At 64.1% G+C, this 19378-nt stretch carries 11 protein-coding genes and 2 pseudogenes; 3 read left to right on the top strand and 10 right to left on the bottom strand.

The features are described 5' to 3' along the window. Positions 1-88 precede the first annotated feature (88 nt). Both OO306_RS05250 and OO306_RS05245 read right to left on the bottom strand, forming a co-directional pair. Positions 89-325 (bottom strand): hypothetical protein, encoded by a 237-nt coding sequence (locus tag OO306_RS05250; protein WP_238215048.1) that lies wholly within the window; start codon positions 323-325, stop codon positions 89-91. Positions 326-422: 97 nt separating this feature from the next. Next, complete coding sequence (locus OO306_RS05245) at positions 423-584, bottom strand: hypothetical protein (protein WP_003251307.1); 162 nt, start codon at positions 582-584, stop codon at positions 423-425. Positions 585-725: 141 nt separating this feature from the next. On the opposite strand from OO306_RS05245, the gene OO306_RS05240 reads away from it, so the two are divergent. The 3 genes from OO306_RS05240 (at position 726) to glgB (ending at position 8469) form a co-directional block, all read left to right on the top strand. Further along, the gene (locus OO306_RS05240) at positions 726-2744 is read left to right on the top strand and encodes an alpha-1,4-glucan--maltose-1-phosphate maltosyltransferase (protein ID WP_265967923.1); all 2019 of its coding nucleotides are present in this window, start codon (positions 726-728) and stop codon (positions 2742-2744) included. A 196-nt stretch (positions 2745-2940) separates the two neighbouring features. Next, on the top strand, positions 2941-6258 hold the full coding sequence (gene treS, locus OO306_RS05235) for a maltose alpha-D-glucosyltransferase (RefSeq protein ID WP_265967922.1): 3318 nt from the start codon (positions 2941-2943) through the stop codon (positions 6256-6258). Next, complete coding sequence (gene glgB, locus OO306_RS05230; RefSeq protein WP_099454766.1) at positions 6259-8469, top strand: 1,4-alpha-glucan branching protein GlgB; 2211 nt, start codon at positions 6259-6261, stop codon at positions 8467-8469. A gap of 128 nt (positions 8470-8597) precedes the next feature. Here the strand turns inward: glgB and OO306_RS05225 are convergent, their stop codons facing one another. The 8 genes and pseudogenes from OO306_RS05225 to treZ form a co-directional block, all read right to left on the bottom strand. Continuing rightward, positions 8598-9674, bottom strand: coding sequence for an autotransporter outer membrane beta-barrel domain-containing protein (locus tag OO306_RS05225; protein ID WP_085272610.1), 1077 nt, complete (start codon positions 9672-9674; stop codon positions 8598-8600). Between the two features lie 317 nt (positions 9675-9991). Then, positions 9992-10075: pseudogene (locus tag OO306_RS28335) on the bottom strand (EEP domain-containing protein); the annotation flags it as partial. Continuing rightward, positions 10066-10190, bottom strand: a pseudogene (locus OO306_RS28330) (EEP domain-containing protein); the annotation flags it as partial. The pseudogenes OO306_RS28335 and OO306_RS28330, both read right to left, overlap by 10 nt. Positions 10191-10203: 13 nt before the next feature. Further along, complete coding sequence (gene glgX / locus OO306_RS05220) at positions 10204-12357, bottom strand: glycogen debranching protein GlgX (RefSeq protein WP_085272612.1); 2154 nt, start codon at positions 12355-12357, stop codon at positions 10204-10206. Positions 12358-12516: 159 nt separating this feature from the next. Continuing rightward, complete coding sequence (locus OO306_RS05215) at positions 12517-12783, bottom strand: DUF2934 domain-containing protein (protein ID WP_258703075.1); 267 nt, start codon at positions 12781-12783, stop codon at positions 12517-12519. A gap of 14 nt (positions 12784-12797) precedes the next feature. Further along, entirely contained in the window at positions 12798-15572 is a 2775-nt protein-coding gene (locus OO306_RS05210; protein ID WP_265967921.1) for a malto-oligosyltrehalose synthase, read from the bottom strand. Beyond that, the gene (malQ, locus tag OO306_RS05205) at positions 15569-17638 is read right to left on the bottom strand and encodes a 4-alpha-glucanotransferase (protein WP_265967920.1); all 2070 of its coding nucleotides are present in this window, start codon (positions 17636-17638) and stop codon (positions 15569-15571) included. Before malQ ends, OO306_RS05210 begins: the two co-directional genes overlap by 4 nt. Further along, a complete protein-coding gene (gene treZ / locus OO306_RS05200; protein WP_265967919.1) occupies positions 17635-19377 on the bottom strand; it encodes a malto-oligosyltrehalose trehalohydrolase in 1743 nt (580 codons plus the stop codon). The genes malQ and treZ overlap by 4 nt, the downstream gene beginning before the upstream one ends. Position 19378: the final 1 nt, after the last annotated feature.

Raw genomic sequence — 19378 nt, 5'->3', positions numbered from 1 at the left:
TATAGGGAGAGCGGAACGTGCACACCTAGCAAAAATGACAGGTGTTGGGTGGGTCGTCAGAGGGGGAATCATTGATAAGCCGGCTGTGTCAGCGAAGCCTTATCGCCTCGTCAAGCGCCTTGGCCAATTCGGCTAGCGTGCGGTAATCGCGATCCAGAACAATACCGTGGCATATCTCCAGCCACATTAACGCGAACTCGCATTTGTCCTTGTCCAGGTACGCAAGACGAGTGCCCGTATCAGGGTCGACCACGCCGGCATTCTGGAAGCAGTCGATTACATGCCGTTCGAACGCGTCTCGTCGCCACTTGGCAAGGATGTCCACAATGATGAGTTCTCCTGTTGGCAGTAAGGAGAACTCATCATCAGCACAACCGGCAGACACCGCTACTGGCAAAAATATCAGTAGCAGTGGTCTACCCTTAAGCCTTCACCGGTGGCTCCTGGCTCGGCGGGTCGCCCACCGTTGGCGGCACGGTTGGCTTGATCGGCAGCTCGTCCGGGTCCTCCTCCGGCACGGGTGGCGGCAAGCTGGGGTCGTCGATGTTCGGATCGGGGGTTTCCGGTGGAATGGGAATGTTCATGGCCTGACCTCGCGTGGGTGAATGAAGAGGTGCTGCAGGCTCTGACTGTCAGGGGCTGCCGTTCGCTCAATTTATTTGAACCCCTACGCCCGCGCCCGGCTCTGAACCCTTACCGCCACCAGCCTAAGGGAGCAAGGTCCGATGTCACGAAACGAGCCCTTCGAAAGCGTGCCCATGGCGAACGATCACCCAGACCAGGCCATCAGCCTGGCCCAGGCGCTGCTGGCGCCGCGTATCGTGATCGAAAGCACGCAACCTGCGCTCGACGGCGGCACGTTCGCCACCAAGGCCATCAGCGGCCAGGCGGTCGCGGTCAGCAGCAAGGTTTACAGCGACGGCCATGACCGCCTCGCTGTGATGCTCAACTGGCGCCAGGCCCACAGCCGACGCTGGCACTGCGTGCCTATGCATTCGCCCGGCAATGACCTGTGGCTGGGCGAGTTCACCCCAACTGAGCTGGGCCCGCACCTGTTCAGCATCGAGGCCTGGATCGACCCGTTCGCCACCTATTGCCACGACCTGGAGAAGAAGTACCACGCTGGCGTCGAGGTCAAGCTGGAGCTTGAGGAAGGCCGTCTTCTGCTGGGCAAAGGCGCAGAGCGCAGCGAGGGCTTCTTGCGTGAACAGATCGAAGCCTTGCAGGCGCGGTTGCCGACACTGCCCGAGGATGACCAGGTGGCGCTGTTGCTGGGCCCCGAAGCCACACGGCTGATGACCGAAGCCGAGCACCGCAGCTACCTTACGCGCAGCAGCGAATTCCCCGTCGACGTCGACCGCCCGGCGGCGCAGTTCGCCAGCTGGTATGAATTGTTCCCGCGCTCGATTACCGACAGCCCTGAGCGCCACGGCACCTTTGACGCGGTGCACGAACGCCTGCCGATGATCCGCGACATGGGCTTTGACGTGCTGTACTTCCCGCCCATTCACCCAATTGGCAAAAAACACCGCAAGGGCCGCAACAATGCCTTGCAGGCAGAGCCCAATGACCCAGGCAGCCCTTACGCCATCGGCAGCCCGGAAGGTGGGCACGACGCCATTCACCCGGAACTGGGCAGCCGCGAAGACTTCCGCCGCCTGGTGGCCGCCGCCGCAGAGCATGGCCTGGAAATCGCCCTGGACTTCGCCATCCAGTGCTCGCAAGACCACCCTTGGCTCAAAGAACACCCCGGCTGGTTCAGCTGGCGCCCCGACGGCACCATCCGCTATGCGGAAAACCCGCCGAAAAAGTACCAGGACATCGTCAACGTCGACTTCTATGCCCCAGAGGCCGTGCCTTCCCTGTGGTTGGCCCTGCGTGACGTGGTGGTTGGCTGGGTCGAGGAGGGCGTGAAGACCTTCCGCGTCGACAACCCGCACACCAAACCGTTGCCATTCTGGCAATGGCTGATAGCCAATGTGCGCAGTCAGCACCCAGACGTGATCTTCCTGGCCGAGGCCTTCACCAAGCCGGCGATGATGGCGCGCTTGGGCAAGGTCGGTTACACCCAGAGCTACACCTATTTCACCTGGCGCAACAGCAAGCAGGAGCTGCGCGAGTTTTACGAAGAACTCAACCAGCCGCCGTGGAGCCTGTGCTACCGGCCCAACTTCTTCGTCAACACGCCAGATATCAACCCGTTTTTCCTGCACACCTCGGGGCGGGCGGGTTTTCTTATTCGCGCGGCCTTGGCGACCATGGGCTCGGGGTTGTGGGGTATGTATTCGGGCTTTGAACTGTGCGAAGCCACGCCGCTGCCCGGCAAAGAGGAATACCTGGACTCGGAGAAGTACGAAATCCGCCCGCGTGATTTCACCCAACCCGGCAACATCATTGCTGAAATCGCCCAGCTCAACCGCATTCGCCGGCAGAACCGCGCCTTGCAGACTCACCTTGGGGTGGCGTTTTTCAATTGCTGGAACGACAACATCCTGTACTTCGCCAAGCGTACGCCCGAGCGCGATAACTTCATTTTGGTGGCGATCAGCCTCGACCCGCACAACGCCCAGGAAGCCAGCTTCGAGCTGCCGCTGTGGGAGTTGGGCCTGGACGACAACGCCGACACTGTTGGCGAAGACCTGATGAACGGCCACCGCTGGACCTGGCATGGCAAGACCCAATGGATGCGCATCGAGCCCTGGCATCAGCCGTTTGGTATCTGGCGTATCGAGAAATCCATTTAGGGGGGGCGCTGCGCGCCCCATTCGCGGGACAAGCCCGCTCCCACACACGCACACGGGCAGTGCAAGCCCTGGGGTTGTGAGCAAGACAGTTTACAAGGTCCACACACATCCTGTGGGAGCGGGCTTGTCCCGCGAATGGGCTGCAACGCAGCCCCACGAAGACTATCCGGTCTTGCAGAATTGAAAGGAGTCACCCATGGCCAAGCGTTCCCGACCAGCAGCCTTCATCGATGACCCGCTGTGGTACAAGGACGCGGTGATTTATCAGCTGCACATCAAGTCGTTCTTCGACGCCAACAACGACGGCATCGGCGATTTCGCAGGCTTGATCAGCAAGCTCGACTACATCGCCGAACTGGGCGTCAACACGCTCTGGCTGCTGCCGTTCTACCCCTCGCCACGGCGCGATGACGGCTACGACATCGCCGAATACAAAGCCGTGCACCCCGACTACGGCAGCATGGCCGATGCGCGGCGCTTCATCGCCGAGGCGCACAAGCGCGGCCTGCGGGTGATCACCGAACTGGTCATCAACCACACCTCCGACCAGCACCCGTGGTTCCAACGTGCCCGCCTGGCAAAGCGGGGCAGCAAGGCGCGCGACTTCTACGTGTGGTCGGATGACGACCAGAAGTACGACGGCACCCGCATCATCTTCCTCGACACCGAGAAGTCCAACTGGACCTGGGACCCAGTCGCCGGCCAGTACTTCTGGCACCGCTTCTATTCGCACCAGCCAGACCTGAACTTCGACAACCCGCAGGTGCTGAAGGCGGTGATCGGGGTGATGCGCTTCTGGCTCGACCTGGGTGTTGACGGCCTGCGCCTGGACGCCATCCCCTACCTGATCGAGCGCGACGGCACCAACAACGAAAACCTCCCCGAGACCCACCGGGTGCTCAAGGCGATCCGTGCCGAGATCGACGCCAACTACCCCGACCGCATGCTGCTGGCCGAAGCCAATCAATGGCCCGAAGACACCCGCCCGTACTTTGGCGAGGGCGATGGCGACGAATGCCACATGGCCTTTCACTTCCCGCTGATGCCGCGCATGTACATGGCCCTGGCCATGGAGGACCGCTTCCCGATCACCGACATCCTGCGCCAAACCCCGGAAATCCCCGCCAACAGCCAGTGGGCGATTTTCCTGCGCAACCACGATGAGCTGACCCTGGAGATGGTCACCGACCGCGAACGCGACTACCTGTGGAACTACTACGCCGAAGACCGCCGCGCCCGCATCAACCTTGGCATTCGCCGCCGCCTGGCGCCGCTGTTGCAACGTGACCGACGGCGCATCGAACTGCTGACCAGCCTGCTGCTGTCGATGCCGGGCACACCGACCTTGTACTACGGTGATGAACTGGGCATGGGCGATAACATCTACCTGGGCGACCGCGACGGCGTGCGCACCCCCATGCAATGGTCGCCGGACCGCAACGGCGGGTTCTCTCGCGCCGACCCGCAGCGCCTGGTGCTGCCACCGATCATGGACCCGCTGTACGGCTACCAGACAGTCAACGTCGAGGCCCAGTCCCACGACCCGCATTCGCTGCTCAACTGGAACCGCCGCCTGCTGGCGGTGCGCAACCAGCAGAAGGCGTTTGGCCGTGGCAGCATCCGCATGCTCACACCGAGCAACCGGCGCATCCTCGCGTACATCCGCGAATACACCGACCAAGAGGGCAACAGCGAAGTGATTCTTTGCGTGGCCAACGTGTCCCGCGCCGCCCAGGCTGCGGAACTCGAGCTGTCGCAATACGCCGATAAAGTACCGGTGGAGATGCTGGGCGGCAGCGCCTTTCCCCCGATCGGCCAACTGCCGTTTTTGCTGACATTGCCGCCCTATGCTTTTTACTGGTTCCTGCTGGCGTCGCACGACCGCATGCCCAGCTGGCATATCCAGGCCACCGAGGGGTTACCCGAATTGACCACACTGGTGCTGCGCAAGCGCCTGGAAGAGCTGCTCGAGGCGCCTTCCAGCGAGATGTTGGAAAGCTCGATCCTGCCGCAATACCTGCCCAAACGGCGCTGGTTCGCCGGCAAGGAAGGGCCGATCGACCAGGTTCGCCTGCGTTATGGCGTGCGTTTCGGCACGGCCACCACGCCGGTATTGCTCGGCGAACTGGAAGTGCTCAGCGATGGCGTCGCCAACCACTACCAACTGCCGTTCGGCCTGTTGCCTGAAGAGCAGATCAACAGCGCCTTGCCCCAGCAGTTGGCATTGTCGCGCGTGCGCCGTGGCCGACAGGTTGGTTTGATCACCGACGCGTTCGTCCTTGAGCCATTCATCCGCGCTGTACTGCGGGCCTGCCAGGAACGCCACCGGCTGCCCTGCGGGAATGGCCTGGGCGAGCTGCGTTTCGAGTGCACCGAACAGCTTGCCAAGCTGGGGCTCACCGAAGAGAGCCCTGTGCGCTACCTCAGCGCCGAGCAGTCCAACAGCTCGGTGGTGGTTGCCGATCGGGTGGTGCTCAAGCTGATTCGCCGGGTCAACCCAGGCATTCATCCAGAACTTGAGATGAGCGCCTACCTGACTGCGGCGGGCTTTACCAATATTTCACCGTTGCTGGGGTGGGTCAGCCGTGTGGACGAGCACGCCACCCCGCACCTGTTGATGATCGCCCAGGGCTACCTGAGCAATCAGGGCGATGCCTGGGCCTGGACCCAGAACACCCTGGAACGGGCCATCCGCGACGAGATGGAACCGACCAGTTCGGCCAGCGAAGCCCACACCGATGCTTTGGCCGAACTCGATGGCTTTGCTGCCTTGTTGGGCCAGCGTCTGGGCGAGATGCACGTGTTGTTGGCAGCGCCAACCGAAGATGCGGCCTTTCAGCCGCGCACAAGCGATGCCCAGGACAGCGAGCGCTGGAGCACCCAGATCACTGCCGAGCTGACCCACGCCCTCGACCTGCTGGCCCAGCACCGCGACAGCCTGGACAGCGACAGCCAGGCGTTGGTCGACGACCTGCAGCAACAGCGCGACGGCCTGACCCAGCACATCGACACCCTCGCCCGCCAGGCCCAAGGCGGCCTGTTGATGCGCGTGCATGGCGACCTGCACCTGGGCCAGGTACTGGTGGTGCAGGGCGATGCTTACCTGATCGATTTTGAGGGCGAACCGGCGCGCCCACTGGAAGAACGCCGGGCTCGTCACAGCCCCTACAAAGATGTCAGCGGCGTGCTGCGATCCTTCGACTATGCTGCTGCGATGATTCTGCGCAACGCCTCTGCGGTGGACCTTTCCGACCCGGCGCGTAAGGCTCGGCAACGGGTTGCCAGGCACTACCTGCACCAATCCCGCCATGCGTTTGTCGAGGCTTATGGCTTGGCTACCGCTGCCATGCCCCACGCCTGGCAACAGGCCGAAGGCGAGCGCGCCGCGCTGGAATTGTTCTGCCTGGAAAAGGCCGCGTACGAAATTACATACGAAGCTGAAAATCGACCGAATTGGCTGGCCGTGCCTTTGCATGGCTTGCATGGACTGATCAGTACCTGGGGAGAGTCATAGATGAATGCAACCACGCGTGATACCGGCGGTCTTCGGCAACGGGACCTCGACGCCCTGGCCCGCGCCGAGCACGCCGATCCATTTGCGGTACTTGGCCCCCATGGCGACGGCGCCGGCGGGCAGTGGGTCCGCGCCTTCCTGCCTAATGCCCTGAATGCGCGCGTGCTGTCGCGCCACGACGGCCGCGTGCTCGCCGAAATGGTGCAGGCCAGCTTGCCTGGGCTGTTTACGGCGCACCTTGATGACGCACAGCCCTACCTGTTGCAAATCGGCTGGGCCGGTGGTGAGCAGGTGACCGAAGACCCGTACAGCTTTGGCCCGCAGTTGGGTGACATGGACCTCTACCTGTTCGCCGAAGGCAACCACCGCGACCTGTCCGGGCGCTTTGGTGCCCAGCCGATGCAGGCCGATGGCATCGACGGCGTGTGTTTCTCGGTGTGGGCACCGAATGCGCGGCGGGTGTCGGTGGTGGGTGACTTCAACAATTGGGATGGCCGCCGCCACCCCATGCGCCTGCGCCACAGTGCCGGGGTGTGGGAGCTCTTCGTGCCGCGGCTTGGCGTGGGTGAAACCTACAAGTTCGAAGTGTTGGGCAAAGAGGGCGTACTGCCGCTGAAAGCCGACCCGCTGGCCCGCGCCACCGAGCTGCCGCCGAGCACCGCGTCAAAGGTCGCAGGTGCGCTCAGCCACCCCTGGCAAGACCACGACTGGATGGCGCAGCGTGCACAACGTCACGCCTACAACGCACCCCTGTCAATCTACGAATTGCATGTCGGCTCGTGGCAGTGCGAGCTGGATGACCTGGGCGAGGTGGCGCGTTACTACAACTGGCGCGAGCTGGCCGAACGCTTGGTGCCCTATGTGCAGGCGCTGGGCTTCACCCACATCGAACTGATGCCGATCATGGAGCACCCGTTCGGCGGCTCCTGGGGCTATCAGCCCCTGTCGATGTTCGCGCCCACCTCGCGCTACGGCAGTGCCGAAGACTTCGCGGCCTTCATCGATGCCTGCCACCAAGGCGGCATCGGCGTGATCCTCGACTGGGTGCCGGCGCATTTCCCAACCGACGAGCACGGCCTGGCACGCTTCGACGGCACGGCCCTGTACGAATACGAAAACCCCCTGGAGGGCTACCACCAGGACTGGAACACGCTGATCTACAACCTTGGGCGCAACGAGGTGCGTGGCTTCATGCTGGCCTCGGCATTGCTCTGGCTCAAGCAGTTCCACATCGACGGCCTGCGTGTTGATGCGGTGGCGTCGATGCTGTACCGCGACTACTCGCGCAAGGCCGGCGAATGGGTGCCTAACCGCCATGGTGGGCGCGAGAACCTGGAGGCCATCGATTTCATCCGCCACCTCAATGGCGTCGCGGCGCACGAAGCCCCTGGCGCGTTGATCATCGCCGAAGAATCCACCGCCTGGCCCGGCGTCAGCCAGCCGATCCAGCAGGGCGGCCTGGGCTTTGCCTACAAGTGGAACATGGGCTGGATGCACGACACCTTGCACTACATCCAGAACGACCCGATTCACCGCACTTATCATCACAACGAGATGAGTTTCGGGCTGATCTATGCCTATTCCGAGCACTTCATTCTGCCGATTTCCCACGATGAGGTGGTGCACGGCAAGCACTCGCTGATCGACAAGATGCCAGGCGACCGCTGGCAGAAGTTCGCCAACCTGCGTGCCTACCTCACGTTCATGTGGGCGCACCCGGGCAAGAAGCTGTTGTTCATGGGCTGCGAGTTTGGCCAGTGGCGCGAGTGGAACCACGACAGCGAGCTGGACTGGTACCTGCTGCAGTACCCTGAGCACAAGGGCGTGCAGCGCCTGGTCGGCGACCTTAACCGCCTGTACCGCGAGGTGCCTGCGCTGCATGAGCAGGACTGCCAGCCCCAGGGCTTCCAGTGGTTGATCGGTGATGACGCGCAAAACAGCGTGTATGCCTGGCTGCGCTGGAGCAGCAATGGCGAGCCGTTGCTGGTGGTGGCCAACTTCACCCCGGTGCCGCGCGAGGGCTACCGCATTGGTGTGCCGTTTGGCGAGCGTTGGGAAGAGCTGCTCAACAGCGATGCCGAACTGTATGCCGGGTCCAACGTGGGTAACCTGGGGGCAGTGGTAAGTGAAGCCGTCACCAGCCATGGGCAGCCGTTGTCGCTGGCGCTCAACCTGCCGCCGCTGGGCGTGTTGATCCTCAAGCCTGCCTGATAGGGTTTGCCTGATACGGCCTCTTCGCGGGTAAACCCGCTCCCACAGGTACTTCACTGCCCTCAGGACCAGTGATATACCTGTGGGAGCGGGTTTACCCGCGAAGAGGGCACCGCCGCATTAAGCCTTCACCACCGCATCCGCACCCCAAGGCTGCCGATCAGCCCATTGAGGTCATTGTCATCCACATCGCTGCTGTAATCCGCACTCACGAACAGCGCCACATTCGGCGTCACCCGGGCCACCAGGCCCAACCCTAATTCCACGGTGGTCGAGTACCGCGAGCTGGAGATCTTGTCGACCTGGTCCAGCTTCACCTCTTCAGCATTGCTGAAGTCATACCAGACGTTGGTGCGTACATAGGGTTCGATGGGCATGCCGCGCACTTCGTAGCGCCCGGACAATTTGGCACCGACCCGGCCGCTCCAGCTGGGCTGGCTGTCGAACGCCTGCAATGTCTCTTCCTGCACGCGGCTGCCGGGGAAAAACTGTTGGTTGATCAACTGAGCCTGTGGCTCGATCACCCAACCGCCGCCCAAGCCGATCGGGAAGCCGCCTTCCAGGGAGAAGGTCATGGCATGGCCGCTGTCGTCCAGGCGCTGGCCGCTTTCGCCACGGCCATTGATGTCGATGCGCGAACCCATGGCCACGGCATCCAGGTGCCAACCCCGTTCATGGGTCATGCTCCAGTACACCCCCAGGCTCTCGCCACTCAGGTTCACCGCATTGCGTTGCTTGTCGCCCAGCAGCGGGCGAATACCGTTGAAGCTGCTTTGCAGGTTGTTGTGGCCGACAAAAATACCCGCGCGGTGCACATTGCCTGCGCCGGTCTCGCGCAGGAACAGGTCTGGGCCGACCAGCAGTTGCTGGCTGGGGGCTTCGAGTTGGTCAGGCGGTTGTGCACCGGTGCGCGTGGCACCGGGGAAAAACTGCGACCACTGGCTGGCGACCAGGTCCGGTGCCGCCTGCCCGTGGCGTTCGGTCATTTTTTCCGAGAACGCGTTCAATGTGCCGAGGCTCACGCCGCTGGCGCTGACCGGGTCGAGCGATAGCTGCGGCATCGCCGGTTGCTGCAGGAAGCTGGGGGAGGTTGGGTCGTCCTGCAGTTCGAATGCGAAAGTTTCCACTGGGGTTGCCAGAAGCAGCGACGTGGAAACCGCGTAGAAAATGCTGTCGAAGCGCAAGGGATTCGAGGTTCTTTTCATGGCGGATCTCCGTTTATTTTTGTGGTACAGCCCAAGGACCTGGCCTGTTGTCACGAGCTGTACGGCAAAAACAGTGGGCGACCCAAACCAGCACGCCTGCTTTCGCAAACGCGCACGAAGGCGCGAGCTAGAGGCCCGGCGCGAGATCTTTACGACTAGATAATGTTCAGCTAAGGAGAGGGAGCGGCTTGCGTCAAGAAAGCGTGAAGGTTGTGTTCATTGCACATGATTTGGTTCAAGTGGCTGATTTGTTGAGTTAAATAGTCGGGTATAGCAAGGTTCGCTATTTGCCGCTGCCTGGCTATGAAGAATGATTGCTACAGCTTGACCTCGACCGACAGCGGCAGATGGTCGGAGAGGTGCGTCCAAGGTTTGTGCCCCAGAATCTGCGGCGCACCGCTTCGCCCAGTTCCGGCAGGATGAAGCGCCGGTTGGAGCCGTGAAACCCTTGTGGGTGTTGACCGTCAGGACCCACAGCCGGTGAACGGCTGGGGCCTGGTCAACAGTGGCGAAACCGGGCCCCTGAGGTTCACTCTTCCTCGTGCTGCAACACCATCAACAGCATCGAGCGCCCCTTCACCTCGAAGGTACTCTCGAACTGCAAGTGCTGCCCCTTGCGCAGCTCTGGCCGATCCGTGTCGACCAGGCAGCTCCAGTAGTCCCCTTCGGGCACCGCCGGCAGCTGGAACGGCACGGTATCGTGGTGGGCATTGACGATCAGCAGCACCGTCGCCTCAGCGCCGGGCCGGGCGATGCCGCTGACCTGTGCACGCCCGTCGATCAGCATGCCCAGGCAGCGGCCATGGGGGTCTTCCCATTGCTCGACGCTCATCTCGCTGCCATCCGGTGCCAGCCAGGTGACATCCTTGACCCCGATCGCCTCGTTGTAATCGCCGACCAAAAAGCGTGAGCGGCGCAGCACCGGGTAGGCCAGGCGCAGCCGGGTCAGGCGCTTGACGAAGGCCAGCAGCGCGGTGCCGTCTTCGTCCAGGTCCCAGTTGACCCAGCCGATCTCGCTGTCCTGGCAATAGGCGTTGTTGTTGCCATGCTGGGTGCGGCTGAATTCGTCGCCAGCGACTATCATCGGCGTGCCCTGGGCGAACAGCAGGGTGGCGAAGAAGTTGCGCATCTGGCGCATGCGCAGGGCGTTGATTTCAGGGTCTTCGGTAGGCCCTTCGGCGCCGCAGTTCCAGGACAGGTTGTTGTCGGTGCCGTCCTGGTTATTCTCGTCGTTGTCCTCGTTGTGCTTGCCGTTGTACGACACCAGGTCGCGCAAGGTGAAGCCATCGTGGGCGGTGACGAAATTGACCGAGGCATAGGGGCGCCGACCACGGTTGTTGAACATGTCCCCTGACGCGGTCATGCGCGAGGCGAAGTCGGCCAACTGGCCTTCGTCACCTTTCCAGAATGCCCGCACGGTGTCGCGGAAGCGGTCGTTCCACTCTGCCCAGCCCGGCGCGAAGTTACCCACCTGATAGCCGCCAGGGCCGCAGTCCCAAGGTTCGGCAATCAGTTTGACCTGGCTCAGCATCGGGTCCTGGCGGCACGCGACGAGGAAGCCGTGGCGTTCGCTGTAGCCGTCGTGGTAGCGGCCGAGGATGGTTGCCAGGTCGAAGCGGAAGCCATCCACATGCATCTCGCCGGCCCAGTAGCGCAGCGAGTCGGTGACCAGCTGCAGCACGCACGGGTGGCTCAGGTCGAGGGTATTGCCGGTGCCGGAGTCGTTGATGTAATAACGCTTGTCGTCGGGCATCAGCCGGTAGTAGGAGGCGTTGTCGATGCCGCGCATGGACAGCGTCGGGCCCCGCTCGTTGCCCTCGGCGGTGTGGTTGTAGACCACATCCAGGATCACCTCCAGCCCGGCGTCATGCAGGTGCGCGACCATCTCCTTGAACTCGGCGATCTTGCCGCTGGCGAGGTAACGGGGGTGCGGTGCGAAGAAGGCGATGCTGTTGTAGCCCCAGTAATTGTTCAGGCCTTTGTCCAGCAGGTGCTGGTCGTTGACGAAGGCATGGATCGGCAGCAGCTCGATACTGGAAACGCCCAGCTCTTTGATGTGCTTGAGCAGCTCGTCGTTGGCCAGGCCAGCGAAGGTGCCGCGCAGTTCTTCCGGCACCGCCGGGTGGCGCATGCTGATGCCGCGGGTGTGGGCTTCGTAGAGGATGGTGCGCTCCCAGGGCACCTGCACACGCTGATCGCGGCCCCAGGTGAAGGCCGGGTCGATGACTTTGCATTTGGGCACGAAGGGCGCGCTGTCGCGTTCATCGAACGACAGGTCACCGTCGGGGTGGCCGATGGTGTAGCCGAACAGTGCCTCGGACCATTTCAGGCTGCCGACCAGTTGTTTGGCGTACGGGTCGATCAGCAGCTTGTTGGGGTTGAAACGGTGGCCGTTCTCGGGCTCGTAAGGGCCGTAGACGCGGTAGCCGTAGACCAGCCCCGGGTGCGCGTCGGGCAGGTAGCCGTGGTAGATCTCGTCGGTGTATTCCGGCAGCTCGATGCGTTCGATTTCCTGCTCGCCGGTGGAGTCGAACAGGCACAGCTCGACCTTGGTGGCGTTGGCCGAGAACAGGGCGAAGTTGACCCCAAGCCCGTCCCAGGTGGCGCCGAGGGGGAAGGGCATGCCTTCGCGAATGCGCGAGGGGGCGACCGAGCGGGTTTTCTTCGGGGTACGGGGGCTCATGGCAGTCCTCGAGTGACCGTGGTGGAAGGGGGCTTTGGTTCTGTGTGGTTCTGTGCTGGCCTCTTCGCGGGCAAGCCCGCTCCCACAGGACCACCACTACACATGAGGCTGTTATGGTCCTGTGGGAGCGGGTTTACCCGCGAAGAGGCCGGTGCAGGTTTAACCGGCAGAGGGCTTTTTCACCGCTCTTGGCTTTTTCGCAGCGGCTGGTTTTACCCCAGGCAACGCGGCCACCTTGGGCTCGGCGGGGGCCTTCGGCTTGGCTGCGGCTTTCTTGCGCGGTGCTGCCTTGGGGGCAAGTGCTTCAGCTTCGGCAAGCTTGCGCGCCATCTCCCAGTGGCGTTCCTCCTCACCCACAGGCTTACCTTCCGATTCCCAGATCTGGTAGGCAAATTCACGGATACGTTTCTCATCGACACTCATCATGACGCTCCTGATGCTCAAGATTGTTGTATCAACACATTGACCGGAAATTCCGACAGTACGGCGCTCAACAGCAGCTCCTTTGTAGGGCTGACCGCAGCACTGGGGAAAAGTCCCGTCGAGTTGGCAGGCGACAAGGCAAACGGCAGTATCAGCCGGGTGTCGTCCCAGTTATGGGCCGGGATCAACGGTGTAGGGGCGCCGCCGAGTAGGCTGCTGGCCAGGCGTGGCGCAATGACAATGGCGCGTTCGTCGTCACCCAGGCGGGCAAACGCCAGCACCTTGTCGGCATGCCGACCCTGCACGGTCAGCGGCAGGTAAGCGCCACGCCGGAACAGCTCGGCATGCGCCTGGCGGCAGTCCAGCACCCGCGCGATCAAGGCCTGCTTGATGCGGCCGTCGCGCCAGTGCGCCAGCAGCTCGGCGGGGGTAGTGGCGTCGTCCAGGGTGCGGCGCCTGAGCGCGTAATCGACGGGGCGGCGGTTGTCCGGGTCGACCAGGCTGAAGTCCCAGTATTCGTTACCCTGGTACAGGTCGGGCACGCCGGGCACGGTCATGCGCAACAGCGTCTGGACCAACCCATTGAGTGCGCCAGGGCAGGCGATGAGCTGGGCGGCATCGGCCACGGACTTGCGCAACTGCTGGTTCTCCTCATCCAGCAGCAGGCCGTCGATGTAGCTGGCGCAGGCGGCCTCGTAGGCCTCGTTCGGGGCATTCCAGCTGCTGCGCAACTTGGCTTCACGCAGGGCCTTTTGTTGCCATTGCCGCAGGCGCTCGGCGTACTGGCGCAGGGCGCCGTCATCGTGCGGGTCCAGGTCCAGCGGCCAACTGCCCAGCAGCGTCTGCAGCAGCATCAGCTCATCGCCAGGGCTGGGGGCCAGGCCGTCGTCCAGTTGCGCCCGCAGCGGCGCCGCCAACTCGCGCCAGTGCTCCACGCGGCTGGCCAGCCACGGGCCGCGTTCGCTGAGCACGGCCAGGCGGGCGCGGGTGTCTTCGCCGCGCTTGTGGTCGTGGGTGGCGGTGGCCAGCAGGCTGTCGGGGAAGTCGCGCAGGCGCCGCTGGGCTTCGTTGTGGAACACTTCGCTGCCTGCGCTGAAACGCTCGGCCTCGAAGCCCACATCGTTGCGCGACAGCAACCGGGCGCTGCGGTAGAACGCCGTGTCTTCCACGGCCTTGGCGGCGCTGGGCGCGGTCAATTGCTGGAAGCGCACACAGGCATGGCGCAAGTGCTTGCGTGGCCGGCCCGGTGGCAGGCGGCGCCAGGGCTGGCCACCGAGCCATTGTTCGAGCTGGTCGAGCAGCGGCCAGTCCGCTTCGCTGAGGTCTTGGCGGGCATTGGCCAAGGCTTGCTGGAAGAAGGCTTCATCTTCTGCAGGGCGGCCGCAGGCGTTGAAGTAGGTGCGGTACACCGGGTAGTGCGCGACCAGCGCCTGCAACGCCCGGCGGATTGCGCCTAGGGTCAGGTCGCGGGTCATCAGGTCGTCGCGGGCCACCTGCAGCAGGGCCTGGGCCACCGATTCGCAGTCACCGGCCAGGCTGGCATTGAGCACCAGGTGGCGTGCCAGGCGCACTTCCTCGGGGAAGTCTGGGCGCTCGCTGACGTTGGCCCACAATTCGGTTAACGGCGCCTCGCCGGCCGGGTCGTGCTGCAACAGCGAGACCTGGTTCATGAACTCGTAGCCGGTGGTGCCGTCGGTATGCCAGTCCTGGTGCAGGTGCTCGTCAGCGCCGAGGATTTTTTCCACGTAGAGGGGGAAGTGTTCCAGCGCCGCGTTCAGCGGCCGCTGCGCCAACAGGCTGTCGACCCGGCGGCGCAGTTTGCGGCAATAGCCGCGGGGGTCGGCCAGGCCGTCGATATGGTCGATGCGCAGGCCATCCACCAGGCCGCGCTCGATCAGCTCGAACAGCTTGGCGTGGGTGGCCTCGAACACCGCTGCGCGCTCGACCCGCAGGCCGCCCAGCTCGTTGATGTCGAAGAAGCGCCGCCAGTTGATGTCGTCGGCGGCAGTGCGCCAGCTGGCCAGGCGATAGGTCTGGCGTTCAAGCAGCAGGTGCAGGCGTTTGAGGCCCGCTTCGCTGCGGCTATCGAACGCGATCAGGGCCGATTCGAGGTCGGCGCCGTCGTTTACCAGGCGTGCCAGCTCAGCCTGCAAGGGCAGGGCATCGTTCAGCGGTTGGGCACTGTCGCTCAGCGCGGTGAAATGCGCAGCCAACGCCTGCAAGGCCGGCTCAGGGCTTTGCGCAAGGATCCAGCCATAGTCGATTGGGCAGATCGGGAAGCGATGGTCGTAATGGGCAACTTCCAGCACGCCGTGCTGCTTGTCGAAGGTCAGCGGGATCTCGCCTTGCTTCAAGGCTGCGCCGTAGTCGCTGCCGAGGAAGGGCAGCAGTAACTGGCCGGCCAGCAGCGGGTCGCTGGAGTGCCACTGAATGTCGAAAAACTCCGCATACGGGCTGCGCCGGCCCCAGGCCAGCAGGCTTTGCCACCAGGGGTTGTCGGCACCGCCCACGGCCATGTGGTTGGACACCGTGTCGAGGATCAGCCCCATGCCGTGCTGGCGCAGGGCAGCGACCAGGCGCTGCAGCGCCGCCTCGCCGCCGAGCTCCGGGTTGACCTGGGTCGGGTCGACCACGTCGTAGCCATGGCGTGAGCCGGCGCGGGCTTTGAGGATCGGCGAGGCATACAGGTGGCTGATGCCCAACTGGGCGAAGTACGGCACCAGCGGCACCGCGTGGTCGAGGGTGAAGTCGCTGTGAAATTGCAGGCGTAAGGTCGCGGTCAGGGGTTTCATCGGTCACGCTCCCAGGCTTGTTCGCGGGCCTGGGCCAGCAGTTCCAGACGCCGTGCGGCATCTTCGTCGTCGAGCAGTTCGCGCACCGGCAGGGCAAAGCGCCGGCGCCAGTTGGGGTGGCCTGCGGTGGTGCCAGGCAGGTTGGGTTGCTCGTCGCAGCCCAGCAGGTCTTCGAGGGGCACCAGCACCAGCGGGGCGCGGGTGTGGCCGACGTAGCGGATGGCGGCGTCGATCACGGCGTCGTTATCGGGTAGCGGGCCGTAGTTGGTCTCCAGGGTACGGCGCAGGCCGTTGTGTTCTTTTTGGCGGTCGTGACGCCACTGCAATTCGGTGGCGGCATCGATCAAGTGCAGGCGATGGAACCAGTCGATGTCGCGGTTTTCCAGCCAGCCGGCCAGCGGCGCCAGGTCATGGGTGCCGGTGGTGGCCAGGGCGCTGTCGGGCCAGTCGAGAATGGGCTTGAAGTGGCCAGGTTGGGTCTGTTCGAAAGGCAGCACGCGCATGCCCAGCACGGCCTTGTCGGCCAGCTGTTCGCGCAGGCCTTCGGGCACGGTGCCGAGGTCTTCGCCGAGGATGACCGCCTGGTGCCGAACCGATTCCAGCGCCAGCAGGCGCAGCAGGTCGTCGAGCGGGTAATTCAGGTAAGCGCCTTCGCTGGGTTTGGCGCCACGCGGGATCAACCACAGCCGGCGCAGGCCCATGACGTGGTCGATGCGCAGGCCACCGGCGTGGGCGAGGTTGGCCCGCAGCATCTCGATGAACGCGCGGTAGCCGTTGCGTTTGAGGCCTTCGGGCGAGAAGGCGCAAATGCCCCAGTCCTGCCCCGAACGGTTGAGAATGTCGGGCGGCGCGCCGACCTTGAGGTTGGCCAGCAACTCGTCCTGGCGGCTCCAGGCCTGGCTGCCGGCGCCGTCGGCACCCACCGCCAAGTCGGCGATCAGGCCGACCGACATGCCATTGCCACGTGCGGCCTCCTGGGCGCGCTGCAGGCTACGTTCGGTCAGCCACTGGCAAAAGGCGTGGAACTCGACCTTGGCCGGGTAGGCGTTGGCGAAGGCCTCGACTTCGGGGTGGTAGGGGTCGTGCCAGGCGCGGGGCCAATTGCGCCAGTCAGCACCCAGGCCATGCTCCACCGCTTGCGCTTGCAACACTTCGAAGCGGCAATGGTGTTCCAGGGCTTGGCCAGCGGCCGTGCGGTAGCTGTCGAAGTCCTTGCGCAGCGGGTGGTCGCCCTGGCTGAAGTCCTGGTACAGGACTTCGAGCAGGCGCAGGCGAGCAGCAGCGGCGCGCGGCCAGTCGACCAGCGGCTGCTGCTCCAGGTCTTCGAGCACCTGTTCCAAGCCGCAGGCTTCGATCGCCATGCGCACGGCGCGCTCGCCGAACAGGGCGGCTGGGCTGGCATAGAGGGTATTGAGCAACAGGCGGCTGGAGGGCGAGTAGGGGCTGTAGTGCTCCTGGTCGATGGCCGACAGCGCGTGAATCGGGCTGATCGCCAAGGCATCGGCGCCGCGCTCGGCGGCGGTGCGCGCCAGTTGTTCCAGTGCCAGGCAGTCGCCATAGCCACCATCGCCAGTGCGCCGCAGGCTGTACAGCTGCACGGCCAGGCCCCAACAGCGTGGGGGCGGTTGGGCCACGCTGTCGGCCAGGCTGTAGCAGCGTGAAGGCGCCACGGCCACGGTGCAGGTGCGGCCGTCGATTTCCAGTGCGTGGTAGCCGAGGGGCAGCTCGGCAGGCAGGCGCCCCTGGTTGTCCAGGGTGAGGGTGCGCTGGCTGTTGTCTTCCAAGGTGCAACGCACGGTGCTGTTGGCGCTGAAGTAGCGGCCCAGCGCCAGGGGTTGGCCAAGCTCGACGGTCAACAAGGGCGGCAGGTGTTCGCTGTCTTCGGCGGCCTCCACGGCGCGCAGGCTGGCTTGGATGGCGTTTTCGTCAGCGGCGGGGTGGCCGAGGCCTTCGAGGACATTGCGCAGTACGTCATCGCTGACTTGCTGCGGCCGGGCATTGGCATCGATCCAGTCGCGGCTAAGACCGACGCGGGCCGCCAAACGGTGCAGGGCGGTTTCGCTCATGGGCGCTCCTGGCCAGGGGAAAGCAGGCTGACCACGCAGCTGTACGCGGCCAGGGACGTATCGGGGTGGCGGGTGTCACTGCTGTCGAACAGCCGGCTTTCGGCGGGCGGCAGCGCGACGGCTTGGGGGCTTGCAGACAGGTTGAGGTCAATGCGCAAGGTGTTGCCGTCGCCCAACTGCCAGCGTGCGGTCAGCGCTTTGTCGCCGTGCACGTCAGCGCCCAGCGCACGGCTGCCCGGCAAGTACGGGATAACGTGGCGGCGGCGCAGGTCGAGCAACTGATGATAGAGGCCATGCCAACCGGCAATGACGTCCTTGTTTTGCGGCCGTGACGAGGCGAAGGTCTGTGCGGCATTGGGGTCGGGGATGCGTTCACGCTGCTCGGGGTCGGCGAAGGCGGCGAAGTGGGCGAATTCGCCCCGCCGGCCTTCGCGCACCGCATCGGCCAATTCGTCATGGAAGTCGGTAAAGAACAGGAAGGGGCTGCAACTGCCATCATCCTCACCCATGAACAACAACGGGATCATCGGCGCCAGCAGCAACAGGCCGGTGGCTGCCCGCAAAGCCTGCGGCGGGCAGAGGCGGGTCAGGCGCTCACCCAGTGCGCGATTGCCGATCTGGTCGTGGTTTTGCAAGAACAGCACGAATGCGCTGGGCTCGAGATGCCCGCTTGGCTCGCCACGCGGTGTGCCATGGCGGTTGGCCTGGCCCTGGAACACGAAGCCTTCCGACAGGCAGCGGGCCAACTGGTCGATGGGGCGCTGTTTGTAGTCGGCGTAGTAGCCTTCGGTCTCTCCGGTGAGCAGCACGTGCAGGGCGTTGTGGCCATCGTCGTTCCACTGGGCATCGAAACCCTGTTCCAGCAAAAAGGCTTGGTTGTGCTCGTTTTCCAGCACCAGCCAGATATGCCGGCCGGGCGCCACGGCAGCACGCACCCGTTGCGCCAGCTCGACCAGAAAGTCCGGCTGGTCGATGGCATGCACCGCATCCAGGCGCAGGCCGTCGCAGCGGTAGTCGCACAGCCACATCAAGGCGTTCTGGATGAAAAACTCACGCACTTCTGCGCGGCGGAAGTCGATCGCCGCGCCCCACGGCGTTTGCCGGTCTTCGCGAAAGAACGGGCTGGCGTACTGGTGCAGGTAATTGCCATCCGGGCCAAAGTGGTTGTAGACCACGTCCACCAACACCATCAACCCTTCGCCGTGCGCCTGGTCGACCAGCGCGCACAGTTGCTGCGGGGTGCCGTAAGTGTTTTGTGGCGCGAACGGCAGCACGCCGTCGTAACCCCAATTGCGTTCGCCTGGGAACTGCCCCAACGGCATCAGCTCGATAGCGCTGATGCCGATTTCGGCCAGGCGCGGCAACTGCCGGGCAACCCCGGTGTAACCGTCCAGCACGCCGACGTGCAATTCCTGGATGACCGCCTCATGCCACGGCCGGCCCTGCCAGGGGTGCTGCCAGGCATAGCTGGCAACATCCACCACCTCACTGGGCCCTTTCACCCCTTCAGGCTGGTAGCGCGAAGCGGGGTCGGCAACCAGCAATGTGCCGTCGACCCGGTAACGATACCGATCACCGGCCTGACACGGGGCAACCCCCGTGTACCAGCCATCATTGTCGGGCAGCAGTGCTACAGCAGGCTGCTGCTCCAGTTCCACGCTCACGCTGCGCGCATCCGGCGCCCAGAGGGCGAAGCGCGCCGACGTGGCGTCCAGCAAGTGTGCGCCATGCCTGTGCATC

The sequence above is a fragment of the Pseudomonas sp. DCB_AW genome (assembly GCF_026240895.1).
In the GTDB taxonomy this organism is placed as follows: domain Bacteria; phylum Pseudomonadota; class Gammaproteobacteria; order Pseudomonadales; family Pseudomonadaceae; genus Aquipseudomonas; species Aquipseudomonas kermanshahensis.
This window is presented reverse-complemented; position numbering and strand designations above follow the sequence as displayed.

Bases quoted from the DNA above. Each gene is read 5' to 3' on its own strand.
- OO306_RS05215 (WP_258703075.1), bottom strand. From the start codon at position 12,783: ATGATGAGTGTCGATGAGAAACGTATCCGTGAATTTGCCTACCAGATC.
- OO306_RS05245 (WP_003251307.1), bottom strand. From the start codon at position 584: ATGAACATTCCCATTCCACCGGAAACCCCCGATCCGAACATCGACGAC.
- glgB (WP_099454766.1), top strand. From the start codon at position 6,259: ATGAATGCAACCACGCGTGATACCGGCGGTCTTCGGCAACGGGACCTC.
- treS (WP_265967922.1), top strand. From the start codon at position 2,941: ATGGCCAAGCGTTCCCGACCAGCAGCCTTCATCGATGACCCGCTGTGG.
- malQ (WP_265967920.1), bottom strand. From the start codon at position 17,638: ATGAGCGAAACCGCCCTGCACCGTTTGGCGGCCCGCGTCGGTCTTAGC.
- OO306_RS05210 (WP_265967921.1), bottom strand. From the start codon at position 15,572: ATGAAACCCCTGACCGCGACCTTACGCCTGCAATTTCACAGCGACTTC.
- OO306_RS05225 (WP_085272610.1), bottom strand. From the start codon at position 9,674: ATGAAAAGAACCTCGAATCCCTTGCGCTTCGACAGCATTTTCTACGCG.
- OO306_RS05240 (WP_265967923.1), top strand. From the start codon at position 726: ATGTCACGAAACGAGCCCTTCGAAAGCGTGCCCATGGCGAACGATCAC.
- treZ (WP_265967919.1), bottom strand. From the start codon at position 19,377: ATGCACAGGCATGGCGCACACTTGCTGGACGCCACGTCGGCGCGCTTC.
- glgX (WP_085272612.1), bottom strand. From the start codon at position 12,357: ATGAGCCCCCGTACCCCGAAGAAAACCCGCTCGGTCGCCCCCTCGCGC.